At 33.8% G+C, this 20278-nt stretch carries 15 protein-coding genes; 9 read left to right on the plus strand and 6 right to left on the minus strand.

Features of this window, described 5'->3' with window-relative positions; genetic code table 11:
- Positions 1-124: 124 nt before the first annotated feature.
- The 8 genes from G6N06_RS18825 to G6N06_RS18860 all read left to right on the plus strand — a co-directional run bounded on the left by G6N06_RS18825 (position 125) and on the right by G6N06_RS18860 (position 11850).
- Entirely contained in the window at positions 125-322 is a 198-nt protein-coding gene (locus tag G6N06_RS18825; protein WP_163518248.1) for a Fic family protein, read from the plus strand.
- Positions 323-325: 3 nt separating this feature from the next.
- Entirely contained in the window at positions 326-1792 is a 1467-nt protein-coding gene (locus G6N06_RS18830) for a type I restriction-modification system subunit M (protein ID WP_163518249.1), read from the plus strand.
- 8 nt (positions 1793-1800) lie between these two features.
- Positions 1801-2901 (plus strand): restriction endonuclease subunit S, encoded by a 1101-nt coding sequence (locus G6N06_RS18835; RefSeq protein WP_205334806.1) that lies wholly within the window; start codon positions 1801-1803, stop codon positions 2899-2901.
- A gap of 125 nt (positions 2902-3026) precedes the next feature.
- Positions 3027-3383, plus strand: a complete 357-nt coding sequence (locus G6N06_RS18840) for a hypothetical protein (protein WP_163518251.1) — start codon at positions 3027-3029, stop codon at positions 3381-3383.
- 11 nt (positions 3384-3394) lie between these two features.
- On the plus strand, positions 3395-6361 hold the full coding sequence (locus tag G6N06_RS18845; RefSeq protein WP_163518252.1) for a type I restriction endonuclease subunit R: 2967 nt from the start codon (positions 3395-3397) through the stop codon (positions 6359-6361).
- A gap of 34 nt (positions 6362-6395) precedes the next feature.
- Positions 6396-7265, plus strand: coding sequence for a hypothetical protein (locus G6N06_RS18850; protein WP_240338111.1), 870 nt, complete (start codon positions 6396-6398; stop codon positions 7263-7265).
- A gap of 129 nt (positions 7266-7394) precedes the next feature.
- On the plus strand, positions 7395-10613 hold the full coding sequence (locus G6N06_RS18855) for an EVE domain-containing protein (protein WP_163518253.1): 3219 nt from the start codon (positions 7395-7397) through the stop codon (positions 10611-10613).
- On the plus strand, positions 10603-11850 hold the full coding sequence (locus tag G6N06_RS18860; RefSeq protein ID WP_163518254.1) for an McrC family protein: 1248 nt from the start codon (positions 10603-10605) through the stop codon (positions 11848-11850). Before G6N06_RS18855 ends, G6N06_RS18860 begins: the two co-directional genes overlap by 11 nt.
- Positions 11851-12010: 160 nt before the next feature.
- Here the strand turns inward: G6N06_RS18860 and G6N06_RS18865 are convergent, their stop codons facing one another.
- The 6 genes from G6N06_RS18865 to G6N06_RS18890 all read right to left on the minus strand — a co-directional run bounded on the left by G6N06_RS18865 (position 12011) and on the right by G6N06_RS18890 (position 19037).
- Positions 12011-13696 (minus strand): UvrD-helicase domain-containing protein, encoded by a 1686-nt coding sequence (locus G6N06_RS18865; protein ID WP_163518255.1) that lies wholly within the window; start codon positions 13694-13696, stop codon positions 12011-12013.
- A 187-nt stretch (positions 13697-13883) separates the two neighbouring features.
- The gene (locus G6N06_RS18870; RefSeq protein ID WP_163518256.1) at positions 13884-14495 is read right to left on the minus strand and encodes a GIY-YIG nuclease family protein; all 612 of its coding nucleotides are present in this window, start codon (positions 14493-14495) and stop codon (positions 13884-13886) included.
- Positions 14496-14552: 57 nt separating this feature from the next.
- Positions 14553-15164 (minus strand): TIR domain-containing protein, encoded by a 612-nt coding sequence (locus G6N06_RS18875; RefSeq protein WP_163518257.1) that lies wholly within the window; start codon positions 15162-15164, stop codon positions 14553-14555.
- A gap of 2 nt (positions 15165-15166) precedes the next feature.
- A complete protein-coding gene (locus G6N06_RS18880; protein ID WP_163518258.1) occupies positions 15167-16609 on the minus strand; it encodes an SIR2 family protein in 1443 nt (480 codons plus the stop codon).
- 321 nt (positions 16610-16930) lie between these two features.
- The gene (locus G6N06_RS18885; RefSeq protein WP_205334807.1) at positions 16931-18331 is read right to left on the minus strand and encodes an ADP-ribosylglycohydrolase family protein; all 1401 of its coding nucleotides are present in this window, start codon (positions 18329-18331) and stop codon (positions 16931-16933) included.
- A 196-nt stretch (positions 18332-18527) separates the two neighbouring features.
- Complete coding sequence (locus G6N06_RS18890) at positions 18528-19037, minus strand: SOS response-associated peptidase (RefSeq protein ID WP_163518259.1); 510 nt, start codon at positions 19035-19037, stop codon at positions 18528-18530.
- 671 nt (positions 19038-19708) lie between these two features.
- Here G6N06_RS18890 and G6N06_RS18895 point away from each other — a divergent pair.
- Positions 19709-20158: a hypothetical protein gene (locus G6N06_RS18895; RefSeq protein ID WP_163518260.1), complete on the plus strand. Its 450-nt coding sequence runs from the start codon at positions 19709-19711 to the stop codon at positions 20156-20158.
- Positions 20159-20278 lie beyond the last annotated feature (120 nt).

Below are 20278 nucleotides of genomic sequence, written 5' to 3' on the forward strand. Positions count from 1 at the left end.
CTGATAAAACGAATCTCAGAGAACTTTTCAGCAAAACTAAATTTCAAAATGACAAAGAACGAGATAGCCTTAATGGGCCAAATTTATTTAATTTTTAAAACGTCCCGATTTTAATGGGACACTAGTGATTGAACCTATAACATTAGAAGATTTAATGGGAAGAATGAACTATTCCAAGAGACAGACGTTTAGAGAAAATTACCTACTGCCATTGCAGGAAGTAGGGTTTGTAAACATGACACTACCAGAGACACCAAGTTCACCCAACCAAAAATATATATTGACAGAAAAAGGCAAACAGTATTTAACCGATCGACTATAAAAAATGACCCAAAAAGAATTAGAAAAATACCTCTGGGGAGCAGCAACCCAACTACGTGGAACGATAGATGCAGGCGATTATAAACAATACATCTTCCCGTTATTGTTTTTTAAACGCATCTGCGATGTGTATGATGAGGAATTTGAAAAAGCACTTGAAGTGAGTGATGGCGATTTGGAATACGCCGCCTTTGCTGAAAATCATCATTTTGTGGTTCCAGAAAATGCACATTGGAATAAAGTTCGAGAAACCACAGTAAATGTGGGTATTGCTATCCAAGATGCCATGCGAGACATCGAAAAAGCAAACCCAGAAACCCTCTATGGTATTTTTGGTGATGCGTCTTGGACCAATAAAAACAGATTGAGTGATGAAACATTGACCAACCTTATAGAACATTACTCGCAACACAAACTTAATCAAGCCAATGTTCCTGATGACCAATTAGGAAACGCTTACGAATACCTCATAAAAGAATTTGCGGACGATTCTGGCCATACTGCAGCAGAGTTTTATACCAACAGAACGGTTGTGAAGTTGATGACCATGATTATGGACCCACAACCAGGAGAAAGCGTGTACGACCCTACCTGTGGTTCTGGGGGTTTATTATTAAACTGCGCTTTGCATTTACGTGATGAAGGCAAGGAATACCGCACTTTAAAATTATACGGACAAGAAATAAACCTGATCACCTCTGCCATTGCACGTATGAACATGTTTATGCACGGCATCGAGGAGTTTAGTATTGTACGTGGTGATACCTTGTCACAACCAGCCTTTTTAGAAAACGATACGTTGAAAACCTTTAATGTCATATTAGCTAATCCACCATACTCTATAAAAGCTTGGGATCAAAAAGCATTTACCAACGATCCTTTTGGACGTAATCTTTGGGGAACGCCACCACAAGGTTGTGCCGATTATGCGTTTCAGCAACACATCCAAAAGAGTTTGGATGCTGAAAATGGACGTTCCATTTCATTATGGCCTCACGGTATTTTGTTTAGAGATGCTGAAGCCGACATGCGAAGAAAAATGATTCAGGAAGATTTGGTAGAATGTGTCATTGGTTTAGGTCCAAATTTGTTTTACAACTCCCCTATGGAAGCGTGTTTGTTAATTACAAGAACTAATAAAAGTGAAGACAGAAAAGGTAAAATATTATTTATCAATGCTGTTAACGAAGTGAAACAGGACAAGGCTATTTCTTTCTTAGAAGAAAAGCATATCAATAAAATATTTAATGCCTTTAAAAACTATGAAAGCCAAAAGAACTTTTCAGTCTTGGTAAGTGCGGAAGATGTACTTGCTTATAAAGGTAATATGAATATTAGTCTTTATGTACAACCTGAAAAAGAAGAAGGAAGCGAAATTTTATCCTTTGAGCAAGCATATGATAATTGGAACAAATCAGGAAGTAATCTGAAATCATCGATGGATGAATTATTTAAAATATTGCAAAATTAATGGAGACGATGATAAGTGAACAAATATCAATAGATAAGAGTGATTGGACTCCAGTTAAATTTGGCGATATAGTCTTTGAGCCTAAAGAATCATCTAAAGACCCAAAAGCAGATGGCATTAAGCATGTAGTTGGACTTGAGCATATTGAATCTGAAGATATCCATTTACGTCATTCGGCAAATCTTGATACTTCTACAACATTTTCAAAACGATTTGCGGCAGGTGATGTATTATTTGGAAGGCGTAGAGCATATTTAAAAAAAGCGGCACAAGCTAAGTTTAGTGGTATTTGCTCAGGAGATATAACTGTTTTGAGAGCAAAGGATAATTTAATTCCAGAATTACTACCATTTATAGTTCAAAACGACAAATTTTTCGATTATGCCATTAAACATTCAGCAGGTGGTTTGTCACCACGTGTAAAGTTTAAAGATCAGGCCAACTACAAATTCCTCCTCCCACCAAAAGACCAACAAGCCAAACTTGCTGAATTACTTTGGGCTATGGATGAGGTGATTGAGGGGGAGAATAATGTTTTGGAAAATTTGGAAACTTTTAAACTATCATTTATCAAAAGTGAGATTTTTGAAAAATCAATAGAGGAGAACTATGTTATTGTATCAATTGGTGAATTATTTGATATTAAAACAGGAAGTAAGAATGCTCAAGATTCAATTGAAAAAGGACAATATCCTTTTTTTACTCGTTCAATTGAAACTCAACGAATTGACACTTTTGATTATGACCAAGAAGCTCTCATTTTACCAGGTGAAGGTAATTTTCAAATAAAATATTTTAAAGGTAAATTTAATGTACACCAGAGAACATATATTTTGTCCAATAAAAATAAATTCAATATTAATTTAAAACTTTATCGAGATATTATTCAAGATAAAGTTGCAGAGTTAATTCAAAAATCTGTTGGTTCAACTGTAAACTCATTGCGTAAACCAATAATTGAACAAATAAAAATCCCCTTAATAGAGCCTTCTGAACAAAGTTATTTATTGAAAAAATGCGAACTTCAGGATTTTAATATAGAACAAGCTAAATCAAAAATCTCCAGCTCCAAAGCCTTACAAAAGAGTTTAATTAATCAGGTATTTTAGTTATGTATAGAGGTCCATATAAATATAAAATACTATTAGCTGGTGATGCAAATAATAGAAAAATAGGGAAAAAGTTTTATATCGAAAAGGAGGGTAATTTCAATATGGAATAAATGGAATAATCTATGAAAACAAAATCTCAAGGTATTGCAATAATTAACGAACGTTTTAATGCGGGGCTCAACAACTCAAATACGTCATATTCCAAGATTAATAAATCTAAAGAGGTCTGGTGGTTTAATGTTCATGTATCAAAATTTGTCAATGATGTCCATCTTTTATTAAATATGACGGATAGCACCATTTGGATAAAATTACCAAAAGGGTTTGCCAATGGACTTCCATTCAGGATACGAGAAGATAAAAACGCCGTAGACTTGGAGATTTCTGCAGATCCAAGTTTTAAATATTTAAAAGATGTGAAGTCTGGTGGGAATGGGTTTGATTTTTCAAAATATGTAAAGGATAAATTTATACATTAAAGATTTAAAGAATGGCCTTCAACGAACTAAACAGTGTAGAAAACTACATCATCAAACAACTTACGGGTGTTAATTTAAATTCTAATGTCGTATCAGAAGATGCAACATCGTATCCGAGGTTTTGGAACTATAAATCTGCCCAAGAATTACAACGCTCTGTAAATGAGGTATTGATTGAATCAGAATTAAAAGAAGCCTTAATTCGGCTAAATCCTGAAATCATACAAAACCCAGACTTAGCTGATGAAGTGATTTACAAGTTACGTGCTATTTTAATTTCCGTGCATCAAGTTGGATTGGTGCGTGCCAATGAAGAGTTTTTTAAATGGCTACAAGGCGATAAAACTATGCCTTTTGGAGAAAACAACCGGCATGTGCCAGTAAGGTTAATCGATTTTGAAGAATTAAAGAACAATAGTTTTGTTGCCACTTCTCAACTAAGAATTCATCACAGAGAGACTAAAATTCCGGATATTGTCTTATTTATAAACGGAATCCCAGTAGTTATAGGAGAAGCAAAAACACCTATTAGACCTTCTGTGAGTTGGATGGATGGTGCTCATGAAGTCCACCATATTTATGAGAATGCTGTGTCGCAAGTATTTGTTCCTAACATCTTATCCTTTGCTACAGAAGGCAAAGAACTGTATTATGGAGGTATTAGAACGCCTTTAGAGTTTTGGGCACCATGGCGCTTAGAGAATGATGAGGATGCCATTGCCAAACGTTTAGGCCTTGGCGAGATCGGCAAAGAGCTATCAGATTTAATGCATCCCAGACGTTTGTTGGATATACTCTTGAATTTTTCACTTTTCACCACTGATAATAAGAAGCAACGTATTAAAATCATTCCACGTTTTCAACAATATGAAGGTGCCAACAAAATTGTCGAACGTGTTAAAGAGGGTAAAATTAAAAAAGGTTTGATTTGGCATTTTCAAGGATCTGGTAAATCGTTATTAATGGTTTTTGCCGCTCAAAAATTGAGGCGCGAAAAAGACTTGAAAAGTCCTACGGTTATTGTCTTAGTAGATCGGACAGACTTAGATACCCAAATTACAGGAACATTTAATGCAGCTGATATTTCTAATGTAGAAACAACAGAAAGTATTAAAGAACTTCAGAAACTTTTAGAAAATGATACTAGAAAGATTATCATTTCTATGATTCATAAGTTCAGGGACGCAAAACCTAATATGAACACCAGAGATAACATTATTGTTTTAGTGGATGAAGCTCATAGAACGCAAGAAGGAGATTTAGGTCGACAAATGAGGGCTGCATTACCGAATGCCTTTCTATTTGGATTAACAGGAACACCAGTCAACAAAGCAGATAAGAACACCTTTTGGGCATTTGGTGCTGAAGAGGACAAAGGTGGTTATATGTCGCGCTATACCTTTCATGACTCTATTAGAGATAATGCTACTTTACCATTACATTTTGAACCGCGCTTGGTAGATGTGCATGTGGATAAAGAAACGATCGATAAAGCTTTTGAGGAATTTAAAGAAGCATCAGCATTAACAGATGAAGAAGCGGATGCCTTAAATAAGAAATCGGCAAAGATGTCGGCGTTCTTAAAGTCGCCAGAACGCGTTGCTAAAATCGTCAAGGACATCGCTATTCATTTCAAGGAAAAAGTGGGACCACATGGTTTTAAAGCCATGATTGTTACACCAGATAGATATGCTTGCGTGCAATACAAAGAGGAATTGGATAACTACTTCCCGGTAGAAGCCAGTCGCGTCGTGATTTCAACGTCAGCAAATGATCCTTTAGAGTTTAAACAAAAGTGGGCTGTAGATAAAGGGCAACAAGAAAAAATTGTAGACGAATTTAATAACTCATTGGGTGATTTAAAGTTTATAATCGTTACCGCAAAATTATTGACAGGTTTTGATGCGCCTATTTTGCAGACCATGTATTTAGATAAATCAATTAAGGACCATACGCTATTACAAGCCATCTGTAGAACGAACCGTCTGTACAAAGGGAAGTCTTTTGGTCGCATCGTAGATTATTTTGGAGTGTTTGATGATGCAGCCAAAGCTTTACAATTTGATGAGGAAAGTATTAAAACTGTTATTACGAATCTATCAGAATTAAGAGAGAAATTACCTAATGCCATGAAAGATGCTTTGTCACATTTTGAAGGTGTTGATAAGACCATAGGTGGCTTTGAAGGATTGGAACTTGCGCAGAATGCAATAGGTGATAACAAAAAGAAGGATGCTTTTGCCAGTGATTATAAATTTCTTTCCAATTTATGGGAGTCACTATCACCGGATAAGGTTTTAAATAGCTATCAGGAGGATTATAAATGGCTAAGTCAAGTCTTTGAATCCGTAAGACCTGCTTCGGATAATATAGGAAAATTGCTTTGGTTTTCATTGGGTGCACAAACCACAAAGTTGATTCACGATAACATTCATGTGGGAGAGGTGCATCAGCTTGAAGAATTCAGGTTAGATGCAGATATTATTGAAGATATATTTAACAACCCAGATCCACAGAGCGTTAAAAAACTTGAAAAGATATTAATAAAGCGTTTCAAGAAATTCGCGGGAAATCCAAAATTTAAATCACTAAGTGAACGTCTTGAAGATTTAAGAAATCAAGCCGAACAAGGCTTAATTACTTCAATAGAATTTATTAAGGAACTTTGTAAACTGGCCAAACAAACTGTAGAGGCAGAGAAGGAGCTTGAAGAACTTCTTGTAGAAAGAACACCAAAAGCAGCATTGACCGAATTGTTCTTAGAGCTTAAAACCGACCAAACACCAGCCGTAGTAGAACGTATTGTTTCAGATATAGATGCCATTGTGCGGATTGTTCGTTTTCCGGGTTGGCAAATAACAAGTTCTGGAGAGCGTGAAGTTCAAAAGTCGTTACGTAAGGCACTTTTAAAGTACAAACTGCATAAGGATCAGATCTTGTTTGACAGGGCTTATGCTTATATAAAAGAGTATTATTAATAAAAATTATTACCCCCAAATTTAAATTTTTAGAATGAAGTATTTATCTACATCAGCTTTATCTAGAGCTAAAGGATTGGAATCAAAAGAATTATTTGAAACACTGAAAACCAAAGGTTGGATCTATAGGAAAGATAACCAGTGGCTACTAACTAAAGATGGCAGAATGGCCGGAGGAGACACAAAGTATAATCCGAAGTTTGGAGAATATGTTGTTTGGCCTTCAAACTTAAATATTGAACAAGAAATCGATTCTAAAACCTTACTGAATGCCACTAAGATTGGAGAGGCTTTTAAAATATCCAATCGAAAAGTTAACTTATATTTTTCCGATTTAGGATGGATTGAGAGAGACAGGGATGGCTGGATCCTCACGAGTTCTGGCAAAAAAAATGGAGGTCATCAAATGGAGATGAATAATGGCGTTCCTTATGCACTATGGAAGAATGAAGTTCTCCAAAATAAACACTTGGTTAGAATTATAAGTATTGGTGAGGGTGAGTTAGATGAAGATAAAGAAATAATAGAGACCACCAACGAAGTCATTGATATTCGCAAAAAATTCCCAGCAGATAAACGAACCTCGGACGGCCATTATGTTAGGTCTAGGGCAGAATTATTAATTGACAACTTCTTTTATAGAAATGGCATTGTGCATGCCTATGAAAAGAAATTAAATATTGATGAGGTAATGTATTGTGATTTCTATTTGCCAGCAAATAAGATTTATGTGGAATATTGGGGAATGGAAAATGATGAAAAATATTTAAAACGGAAACAAAGAAAACTTGAGATATATGCTGAGAATGATTTTACTTTAATTGAACTTAATGATGAAGATATAGAAAATTTAGATGAGAATTTAGAATCGAAATTAAGAAAGGTAGGGTTGAAAATACATTAAAAGGTTAGAAACTGTAACATTGGCCATGTAAGTCGAAAATATACTCAAGATTATTGGAATTAAATAATGATACAGGATTATAAGGTTGTTCAAAGAATAAATATAGTTCACAAAAAATATATCTAACCCATGAATCAAATCAAAAACGTAGAAGAATCATTTGCAACATGGCTACAAAAAACAGTGCCGGATTCTTATAGGCAATATCTTGGTAGGTCTGTTTCTCAAACCCGAGAACGTTTAAGAGAGATCAATGAGTTCTTTCCTGAACGTAATATTTTTGTTGTAGAAAATGGAAACACAAAACAAATTATTGATTTTCTGAGACATAAAACAAGTAAAAAAGAAAGGGCGAATAACCCAGACTTTGTGAAATACGACACCTTTCATAGCAATGGTATTCCAAAGGCAGTTATTGGAAAGAATCACTACTTTAAATTTTTGGAATCACTTTTTGAAAAATCAACAAATAAGAATAAGATCATATACGCCTTAATTGCCTCCTATAAAAATAAAATAAAAACTAACAAGTTAAACGATGAGAGGTATAAGTGGGAATATATTTCAGAATATCAAGGTAGGCCCAATGTCAATGCTACCAATTTTCAAGAGGAAATAAAAAATATCAAATGGAACAATTTGATGTATCGGTTATCTGGAGCTGTATTAAATCATATAGTTACTGAAAGACCTGAAGCGTTAAGGAAATTATTTATAGCTCTATTTGATAAATCGGTTAGTTTGAATCAGCGGATTCAATTGTGGGATCAAGATGTTTTGAGGCTTTACCGTGAATTAAATGGTGAGCATGGACACCACCAAGACGAACGTGCAACTTCTGTTTATTTAACCCTCCAATATCCTGATGAATATACTTTTTACAAAGATAGTTATTATCAAAAATTTTGTAAGCTTTTAGGATTAAAAGCGAAAGGAAAGGGCGAAAAGTACAATCATTATATGGACTTGGTCCACATGTTAGTAGACGATTTTATAACCCAGGATAAGGAATTAATAGAATTGGTTAATACTTTGATTCCAGAGTATTATGATGGTGGCAATAACTTGTTGGTAGCACAGGATATTTTATATCAAACGTTAGAACAAGAAAGATCCCCTAACTATTGGATATTCCAAGGCAATCCTACTATCTACAACATAACCAATGCTTTAAATAATGATCATTTGAAAAGTTGGAAAATCGCTGCACATAGAGAAAAGATAGAAATTGGCGACAAGATAATTATTTGGCAAACCGGTGATGAGGCAGGCTGTTACGCTCTCGCCGAAGTGACTTCAGATGTTGATGTGTTTGAGGAGGAGCGATTTGAACAACAATATTATGTAAATAACAATGGCGGTAATAAAACTGAGAGAGTTAAAATAAAGATCGAAGAAAACCTTGCAGACCATCCTATTTTATGGAAGGAATTAAAAAACAACCCAATTTTTTCAAATTTTAAAGCAGGAAATCAGGGTACAAACTTTAGCGCGACTGAAGAAGAATATAACAGCTTACTGAAAATAATAGGCTCACGTAAAAATCTTAAACTGGAAGGTGAGAAAGAATTCCTTGAAGTTATTCAATCCCACGAGAAACAAGACGTCCTAAACTTTTTTGAGTTTTTGGATTTGATTATAACAAATTTTGACATCCAACCAGACGATGCCCGTGTAGTTACAGGGACATCCAATAAACAGTTAAACCTTACGATTGGTCAACGTTATTGCTGGAATTTATATAACTTAAAATCGAATAGGGGTAGATATGGACTAATAACGAAACTTCGCACTTCAAAAACATCTGAAGCTTATGAAGGTAAAGGAGAACAGCCATTTTATAATTATTTCGATGACTACGCCTTTGCACTCGAAAATCAAAACAGTGCCATTGATGCCATAGAAAACGAGCTGAATCGAACAAAGAAATCCAGTTTTACCGAGCATAATAATTTAGCTTATAGAAAAGCGATATTCGACAAGGAATACCGAAATCATATTTTAAATACTTCAGAATACAACTTAAATATTACTACGGAAATGAATGTATTTAATCCACAATTTTCCATTAATAAAATCTTGTATGGTCCTCCTGGAACAGGAAAAACATACGAGTTAAGGAAGGCGTATTTTCCAAGTTATACATTGGAAGAATCATCTGTTACAAAAGAGACCTTTTTTGAAGAAACGGTAAGGGAATTAACGTGGTGGCAAGTCATAGCCTTGGCTTTAATTGAAGGAGGAACTTCAAGGGTGAATGATCTTTTGAAAAACAGGTGGGTGGCAGCAAAAGCTAACATGTCTGAATCTAAAAACGTGAGAGCTACGCTCTGGGGAAATCTACAGATGCATACTGTTCATGAATCGACGACTGTGGCTTACGCACAAAGGCAGGTACCTCTTATTTTTGATAAAAACGAAGATAAATCATGGAGTTTAATGGAAAGCGAACTCCAGGAACAATCGCCTGAACTCTATGATATTTTAGAATCAGTTAATAATTTTGAGGCAAATCCACAGAAAGAGATAAAGCATTATGTGTTTACTACTTTTCATCAATCATTTTCATACGAAGACTTTGTGGAAGGTATCAAACCTAAATTAAATACTGAAGCTGAAAACAACGAATTGAGTTATCAAATTGAAAATGGTGTATTTAAAGACCTGTGTTTAAGGGCACAAAATGACCCTACTAATCGCTATGCAATTTTTATAGACGAAATCAATAGAGGCAATGTGTCTGCCATATTTGGAGAATTGATAACGCTAATAGAACCAGATAAACGTCTCGGTGCTGATAACGAAATTAAAGTGAGGTTGCCATATTCTAAAACCGATTTTGGAGTGCCGAGCAATGTGGACATTTATGGCACGATGAATACAGCTGATCGCTCTGTGGAAGCGTTAGATACTGCGTTACGACGACGCTTTAGCTTTAAGGAAATTATGCCAAATCCTTCCTTGCTTGAAGATATTGAGTTTAACGGTTTCAATTTGAAAGAAGTTTTACAGACCATTAATGAACGTGTTGAGTTATTATTGGATAGAGACCATACCATTGGCCATTCGTATTTTATGAATGTAAAGAGTGGCGATACCAAAGCACTGGAAGATGTCTTTAAGAATAAAGTAATTCCCTTATTACAGGAGTACTTTTATCATGACTACGAAAAAATTGCTCTGATTTTAGGTGCTGGGTTCGTAGAGGTTAAAACCAATCACGCTATAGAGTTCCCAGCGTTTGACGGTATAGTTGAGCCTGACAACGTAACACTCTGCAAATTAATTGACGTTATTGATAATATTGAAGACGCCATCACCATTCTTTTAAATCGAAATGCAAACTAAGGTCATCCAAGTTTATGAACATCAAACGCTTTACTATGGTAAGAAGTCGGATGGCGTGGCTTTTACCCAAAAGCATTTTGAAGCTTTGGCAAAGCTCAATATGCTGCATGACAATAAGTATTTTACTTTAGTTCACAAAGGCATTAAGTTTTCACAATATGTGGGGGTGGTACAGATGGATACCTTGACCATAGAAATTTTGCCAAAAGCAGACAAAACTTCCGCAGATTCCACAGTCTGGCGCAATGTGCTTATCGATATGCTCCGGGCTACAAAAAAACTTCGGGTTAATCAAGTAGGAGAGGCCAATGTGAATAAGCAGAATATCCATCTGTTGGATATTTACTTCGATTGGTTTCTTCGAGAAGTGGAAACACTCATCCGTCAAGGCTTAATCAAAAAATATTATAAAGAAACCAAAAACGTCACCGCCTTAAAAGGAAAAATGGAATTCGCAGGTCACATCTCCAAGAATTTGATTCACAAGGAACGATTTTATACCACCCATCAGATCTATGATAAGAACCATCAATTACATCAAATTTTAGATCAAGCGCTCCTCATTATCGAACAACTTTCTAAAGGCAGCTATCTCTATCATAAATGTAAACGGGTCCAATTGGACTTCCCAGAGGTCTCCGATATGCGGTGCACGGCAAGTACTTTTGATAAACTAAAACTCAACCGTAAAAGTGAACCCTACAAAAAGGCTTTGGAAATTGCACGCTTGATCATTTTGAATTATGCGCCCAATATTTCCTCTGGTTCTGAACGGATGATAGCACTGCTCTTCGACATGAATAGTCTATGGGAGGAGTATATTCTTATTCAATTGAGGAAAGCCTGCGTAAACACGCCATACAAAGTAGAAGGGCAACAATCTAAGACCTTTTGGGGTAGCATAAGCTTACGCCCAGATATCGTCATTAAACAAAACAATGAAACCCAAATTGTAATTGATACCAAATGGAAGCAAATTGAAGGTAATAAGCCCTCAACCAACGATCTGAGACAGATGTACGTCTACAACGATCATTGGGAATCTAAATTCTCAATTCTTTTATATCCTGGTACCCATCAAACTAATGTATTCCATCGGGAATTTCATTTTCCTGACCATTCTTGTGGTATTTTAAAAATGAATGTTTTGGATGCAGATAATAAATTGGATCAGGGAATAGGGGAGCGGATCTTGCGGAGTTTTGAGAGGGAGGGGTTTTTTGTCATATCGTCCTAAAATCTGCTTAAATCAATCTTTATTAAGTTGCTAAAATAGGCTAGTGCTATTGCAGAATCAGGACTAATTTATGATGATGCTCACGCAAGCACTTAAGTGAAAAGTTAATGGATATTTACTTGTTTTTTAGCACAGTACTTAGTATGTTAGCCATGGTTCTTTACCAGATATCATCTAATTCGTCAAATAAATTTCCTTCATCTTTTTCAACATCTTCTTTAATTGAATTGACTAAAAATAAAGATTCTTTTGCTCTGGTTAGTGCAACATACTTTAAGTTGTTTTCTTGAACAGTTTCCCAAGGTTTATGATTATCTTTTTTCATTGGTAATTTATCGTAATCTAAAATGAAAACCCTGTTGTTTTCAAGTCCTTTGGCTTTGTGAATTGTGGAAAGTTTAATCGCATCTTCACTTTCTGTTACTAAACCTTCAATTCGTTTGACTAATTCATTCATTGTTAACACGTCTAAATGAATAGAAGCCTGTCTTTGTAAAAAGTTAATTCTTCTTTCAATATATTCCGTTTCTTCTTTGATAAATTCTTCTTTTGATGAGTTATTAGACATTTTACTTGCCTTTTTCTCAACAAAATAGATGTTTCTTTCTTTGACTTTTTCAAAGAAATCATAACCATTTTTAAAAACATTTCGCGTATTTAATTCTTGTTTAGAAAATAGAAAACGAAGTTCATTGAATAAGTCTTTCACGTCATCTTGATGGATATTAACTTTTCTATTATTTTCAAGTAAACTAAATAGTAGTGTCGTTAAAGGTGCTTTAGTCCGACTGATTATCAAATCTCCGTCTTTGGCAGTTCTAATAACTTGATTAAATTCTAGCTTTTCAATTACTCCTTCTTTGTCCTTATAAGGTTTTATATCTGATCTAAAATTTTGTGCATATTCGATAACATTATTTGGGCACCTGAAGCAAAATGATAATGTTAGTTTGTTATGGTTTTTTAGTAAGTTTTCAAAACGACTGAAAGATTCAATGTCTGCTCCAGTAAATCCATATATTGATTGGTAAGGGTCGCCAACGGCAATAACACGACCAGATTTTTTCACATATTTTAAAGCGACAGCCAATTGAGCTTTTGACAAGTCTTGGCATTCGTCTACAAAGAGTAAATCATATTTCTTGATTGGGTAAAGTTCGAATACTTTGGGTAAGTATAACATATCCGTTAAGTCTATATAATTATGACTCTTTGCGATTTTATTCCCTTCTTCTAAAAGCTGTTCTGTTGCCTTAAAAAGTATACCAATAACTTCATCAAGTATTTTTTCGTTGGTTTTACTTGCATCAATGATATTAAAATGGATTACCATTTCTTTAAATTTTAGAAAATCATTTTTTGCTAATGTGAGCCTAAACTTGTCAAGTGAATCAAGAAGTTTACTTTTAAACGAGTTAAAATAATTATTCAGTTGGCCTTTTTCAAAACTGTTTTCTGGATCAGTACTTATGTCATATAATTTCAAATATTGGAAGAATGCCTTCTTATTGTAACTTTCAACTGATCTGGCAATCAGATACTTGTACTTTAGAGGTTTGACATTATAAGGAAGCTCCGTGTTTGATTTTAGTATCTCATACCCAAGTTGGTGTAAGTTTTTCACTACAACATTGTCATTCCCTTTTTTTGAAATTCTGTCTTGAATTTCATCTCTTATGCTTTTATTAAATGCACAAAATAGTAATGTTTTATCTTTTTCGACAAATCCTATACTTTCAATAATAGTTGTCGTTTTTCCAGAACCAGCAACTGCATCGATAATACCGTGATTCGAATCCAACTTAATGAAATTGTAGATCTTTTCTTGTTCGGGTGTTGGTGTCATTCCATTATAGTTGGTAGTATCTTTAAATGTCTTTTCCGGAAATATAACTAGTGGTCTTGCTTATGGTCTGTTGTATAATTAAGCACCTAATTTAACATATATAAACCGTATAGAAAAATCCGCGAGGTTTTTAGTAAGTAGGCGAGAACTAGCCATTAATTATACACATCTTTGTTGACAGTAGTGTTTAATTTCTTTGAATATTCCATAAATCGGTGTTTTCCAATTGATTTCTAATTATCGATCTTTCTAATTCGGTAATTTCTTCATTTGAAGCTCGACTCATTAAATGAAATCCGACGAATACTTGTTTGTAGTCATTTATTTTTGTATTAATATTACAATTAGTTGCTTGACCGTCCTTTAAACAATTGTAAGCCGTAATTCTGCCATATTCATTAATTCTTTCCTTAAATGTTTTTTTGCTTCTTCTTAAATAAACTATTTCGTCGTCAACTATAAAACAATAAATTCCTTTTTCTTTTAAATGTTTGTCGATTTTGAAGAAACAATATTTTTTATCGCCATATTTATTAAGATAGAGTAAATAATCTTGATTTCTATTATTTTTTAGTTTTATAAGAAATTCTCCAAAATTAAGATTTAAAAGATCTACATATTTTTCTTTTTGGTCGATAGCAATTCTATGTAAACAATTTTTAGGATTATCTATCGCCTTATCTAATTTGTATCCTAAAGTTTTTTTATTGACTTTAAAAACATTTTCAAGATTGCGTTCTCGAATATTCAATTCAATTTTGTCGAATTCAATAATTTGATTGTTTATTTCGATTTTCATTTAGTTAATGGATTTTTTTTACATGTTCGTTAAGGCACATTGTTCGCAGGAGTAATTCTATCTTTGCTTTTTTAAATTGTAGTTTTCTGTCGCATTTCTTTTGTCGTATGCGTTTTCTATGTAGTGAGAAGGATTAACCAAAAAGCTTTCTTCTTCTACTAATGCGATATATGAACCATTTAACTGGTCAAATGATTTGCAATTTTTGCAAGAGTATTTATCATCAGTTTCTAAGTTATATCGATTGCCATTCACTATATCGTATAATTTTGAACTATCTATATATCTAGTCGTACATCCATCTGAATTTTGACTACGACTAATTAACCAATCATAACTTCCATTATACTTCATAATTACACCAACTATGCCATTTGTCCTAGATGTTGTTGTTTGTCTTTTATATTCCTTTAATGAGTATTCTATTTCCCAATCAACCCATTTGCTTTGTTTAAGATTTGGTGAAATAATTACAATGGTTACGGATGTGCCAAAAATCATATCTTTTAATCCGTTTTTGATTCTATCAATTGTTTCCCCAGTCATATCAGGTGATTCAGCTGTTTCTCCTTGATAGTAACTAGCATCTGCCCCTAGTTTTTCAATTATTTCATCTCTTAAATCTTGAGCCTCGCTATATTTGTAAGCGATAAATGTTTCTCTCGCCATAGTTATTTTTTCAAGGTCTTTAATAAGGCTTTAATCGTTTTGATAGCTTGAGCGAATGTTGTTTTTTCATCCGCTAATTCTTCAAGAATCGGCATTATTAAATCTGGGTTTTCGTAATATTTTTCAGGTTCTTTCGAAATAATATAGAATATGGTTTCAGATGCAGATTTTGTCAATCCAATAGGAATACAAACACATCCATTCTTATGAGCAATTTCAAATTCGCTAATTACTCCATTGGCTTCAACGATTTCACCTTCAACTAACTTATTTCCAAAAACGAAGAAAGTAATACCACATTGAGAAATCATTTTTTCTCTATAATCGATCCACAACTCTTTCAAGTTTTTTGAACCAGTTTCAAATTGAGGAAATGGCTTTAATATTAGTTGACTTTCAGAGTATTTATTTGGATTACTATGGATTGATTCCAACGCACCATTTATAACTGAACTACCTATTCCCCAACCAAAGCCATTAACAATTCTATAATCATTTTCAATGATTATTTTTGATAAATTATGTACAAATCCAATAGCATCATTTTTACTATGTGGTAAGTAAGTCACCGCACTTCCTGAAATAAAAACTGTTCGTTTTTTATACCTATTTTCTATTTCTTTTAAAACATCTGTAATGTCGCTGTATTTGTCTATAAGTAATGATTTTATACCATATCGTTTTAAATCATTTATAGTAAGCGATTGTCTCCTGTTATTATAGTCTAAAGTAGCTTGGTCTGGATTTATAGAATCTCCTAATTCGTGTTTTTTGATAAAACAATAATGTTGTCTTTTATCTTTACTGAATCTGAAATTCAAGCGGCTTAAAACATAATCAAGATTTGGGTCAGTAAAGCTAAAACCAATGAACAAGAATGTTTTAGTTGTTAATTCGCCACTTAAAGCATTTATGAATGGTTCGTGTGTTTGATGATATTGCTCATACTCTTGCTTGGTTAAAATAGCTTGGTCTGGATGATTAACATCTCCGTGCATTTTATAAATCACCAAATCTCTTTTTGGCTTTGTAGTTAATAATTGATTGTTTCTGTATTTTACATCAACAACCTTATTTTCTTTCAAAAATGTTTTTTCAATTAGCTCATCATAATTTGTCGTCCAAACAGATGAGACTGGCAAGCGAGCAATAATTCTATGATTTTCCGTTTCTTCTGCGTCTTCAATAAATTCCTCTAAAATTTTTCTATTAAGTTTTGACCGCGTAAGATTTTCATTGACGTGATATTGAGCAATCGAAACAAGGTCTTTTTCTTGATTAATATCCAAGCCTAAATCTTGAGTAATTTCACTCATTAATTCTGACCAATTGACAAAACCAGCAGGAATGGAAAGTCCAGCACCTGCAAAAATGGAAGCAGTTCCTTCATTTAAATCCTTAACATAGTCTTTTATAAAAACTTCTATTTCGTTTCTAAATTTCATTTCTGGTTGTTGTTTTTACGTATTACTTCACATATATACATAAATCCAATATTATTTTAATTAAATAATCTTTTAAGATCCAAAACCTAACTTAATATGGGATTATTTTTAATAAACATTTTACTGGACAATTAACACAAAATTTGTATGAATTCATATACGTATTTCTACGTATTTTAAAAAAATAAGAATTATCTGGTTACTTCGGTTCGATTTGTGCCAGTGATTTCGGTTTCATGGTGCCAGGCATTTCGGTTCAAACTGTGCCATTTTTGTCAGTGTGCCATAAACCTATGACGTTTCGGGTTTTGCCATTCAGGATTAACGTCTATCCAATTTAATTGCGAGTCCTTTTGCTAAGTTGTCAATATCATTTTTCCGAGCTATGTGATCTATCCATCTTGAAGGGATTCCTTTATAGCCATAATATAAACCAGCAAGTCCACCAGCTATTGCTGCAGATGTATCGGTATCATGACCAATATTTATGATTGACAAAATTGTTTCTTCAAATGTCTTGCAGTTAAGAAAGAACCAAATGCTTGACTCAAGTACTTCTATGACGTAGCCTCCTGATTTTAGGTCATCATATTCCGTTTCTCTGATGTCATTTTGGATGAGTTTTTTAAAATGCTCCCTTTCACATTCGGAAAAATCGATTTCATCCCAAAGTTTTGAAATGTCAATCCTCATTTCTGAATAAGCTGTTTCTTTATCTTTTCCTTCCAGTAGTTTTTCTGCTAATTTCAAATATATTGTGCAGCTCATAGCCGCTCTGATATGTCTATGTGTTAAAGCTGAAATTTCCCAAACTATTTCAAATTGTTCCTTGATTGGTTTTCCCTTTATGTAAAATAACAAGGGAATAATTCTCATCAATGAACCATTGCCATTATCGAATTCATCCCCATAATATTTTTGTCTCTTTAATTCTTCTAAATCTCCAGTTTCAATTATTTGTTTTAACCGAGAAATCGCTATGGATGTTGTCGTCCCGATATCGAATACTTCTCCTCTTGCTGACCAGTAAGCCTCATGTTTCCATTTGATGAATTTTTTGGAGATATCTTCAAGATTATAGCCACCAATTAATGACTCCGCTAAGCAAAAAGTTAATGAACTATCATCTGACCAGGTACCTTTGGGCTGGTTATAAGTTCCAAACCCAATCATTCCTTGTGCGGGATTAGTTTTCATTTTATCTCGTGAACTAAATTCAAAGGGAACCCCAAGGGCATCTCCTATAGCAACCCCAAAGAGAGCAGATTGAATTGTATAAGTAGTATCAACTTTTGACTCTGTAAAATGCCGAATTTCTATGATATTGGATTCCGAATTTGTATTCCTGTTTGAATAAATGTCACCTACGTCAACTCCTAACAGCCCCATTGCAATAAGAAATGAGAAAGTTTCAATATCAGAATTATCGTTTTCATTTCTATATCGTTCCTGATTTCTTTCTGCCCAAAACTCTTTTATTGAATAGCCATTAGCTTCTTTGTTGAGCTTTGTTTTGTATACTCCGTAGCCTGTCCAAGAGCGATGAAGGTAAATCCATTCATTTTCATAATAAATAAACCATTTGTCTTCCATTTGTTGAGGAATGAGTCCTTTTATTAGTTTTGAAAAATGCTCATCTGTAAAACCTAGATCTATTTCAATCCGTTTTGGGTTAATGATAGGATAGGTTTTCCAAGAGGTCTTTGATGCTATTTTACTCATATTTATTGCTAGGTGTGTTATGTTTTTCCTGTTCGTTAAGGCACAGAGTTTGAAAAGTTAAAGTCACATGTTTTAAATTATGTTTCCGCTAAGCACCAAACTTGATACGTGCAGGAAGTCTTCATCTTAATTTTATTCCGGTTAATGTTTATATTGGTTCTTTCAGTTTTGGGTTATTATGAATTTTGGACAAAAGCTAATTTCCTGTTGTAGTTACTATTGAGAAGGTGAGCAATTTCCCCATGGTTTCAGGATTGATCCATTCATTAAACAAACCAGCTAATATGATAGGAGAGTGGTCTTTATTAAAAATATAAAAAGGATAGGTCTGCTTCTCAAAATTATGGTGTTCATATAATCCATCGATATAAATAAGGCAACGACTTTCATTTGCTGCCTTTCTAAATGAGTTTAATTTAAAAATGGTTTCTCCTCTGGCATTTAAAGTATTGTTCCATTGCTTCTTCATATCCGCTTTTTTCCTTACCCAATGTGGTACCAGGCCCCATTTGGCCACCTCAGGGAAATCAGGAGAACGATCTGTATAAATTAATAACTCAGGGCGTGAAAAACCCGAGCTATGATAAATAGGTAAATGCGTTAATGGAATTAAAGTTTCCATAATCTCGTCCACTGCTTGTGCATCTCCCTTTCTTTGCGCTCTTTTTAGTTGTGTTTCTATGGTTGCTTTGATATCGTAACACATGAATTTTATTATGAATTTAAGGATTAAACATGTGGTCTACAACTATTTTTAGATACCTTTTTTACCAAAAATTCTATTTCCATCGCAATACATTGTAACCTTTAAACCCGAATGTTGAAAACCGCTCAGGCAAATGACCGCAAATATCTATTTCTTACCACTTATGTGTACGTTTCAGAATGAGAGAGGTTTTAATTTACTGGAGTGATATTACCAATTGTGAATATGGTGCCTTAGGTAGGTAGAGAGGAAATACAGGTTAATTCTGATTATTAAGAATGAAATCAGATTAGTAACTTAAAAAGAATGCTCCATTAGAGGAGTTTAGATAAGAGGTCATGACAAGAAATATAGGTTCTTAAAAATTTGTTAATATAAAATGTAGGAGTTTGTGTTAAAATATAATATGTTTGAAGATAATTGAGCTTAAATAGGCACAAAATAAGAGTCACATCTGTAAATGAAATTCGCTAACATTTGTTTTAAGCGTCTTTAAATAAGAAGAGTTGCACCTTCAAATACTTTTGGTTTTTTAGCACGAAAGCGAACACATAAAAAATAGAGAAGCTGTTTTTTTATCGTTCGAGCAGAAATTGAACAAATTAAGGGAAGCGCAACAATCAAATTAAAATGAATTGCATTATTGGAAAATACAAAAACAACCGAAAAATATGGAGTTAATACTAAATAACCCCTATCGAATTGCGGGAATTCTGTCGAATGCTACTGCAAAGGAACTTGAAAAGCAAAGTGGAAAAATCAGAGCATTTGCGAGAGTTGGAAAAGAGACTGATTCAAAATTCGATTTTCAGTTTTTACCTAAAATTTCTCGAAAAGAACTTGAAGATGTAAATAAAGCATTCTCAAAAATTGAACAAAACCAAGACAAGGTACACTATTCATTGTTTTGGTTTTTAAATGTAAGTTCCGTTGATAATACTGCTATCGAGTATTTAAAAAGGGGTAATGAAGAAAAGGCAGTTGAAATTTGGGAACAAGTTACTACTGGTAAAGATGTGAATTCTGAAAACTTCTCTGCGTTCAACAATATAGGAACGTATAAGCTTTTAAGTAATAATAAATTAGATATTAAAGCAGGGATTGAATCTAAAATTGGATAGGACGGATAAAGTGAGCCACTCGCAGCGGATGAAAGTGAGCATAGCAAAGTAAGTGCTCAAAATCGATTCATCTGTGGTTAAATTTAGTGATTATTTTTTAGTTTTTTACGCATGGATTCT

Origin of the sequence: Gelidibacter japonicus (genome assembly GCF_010725055.1) — a bacterium.
GTDB classification, from domain to species: Bacteria; Bacteroidota; Bacteroidia; order Flavobacteriales; family Flavobacteriaceae; genus Gelidibacter; species Gelidibacter japonicus.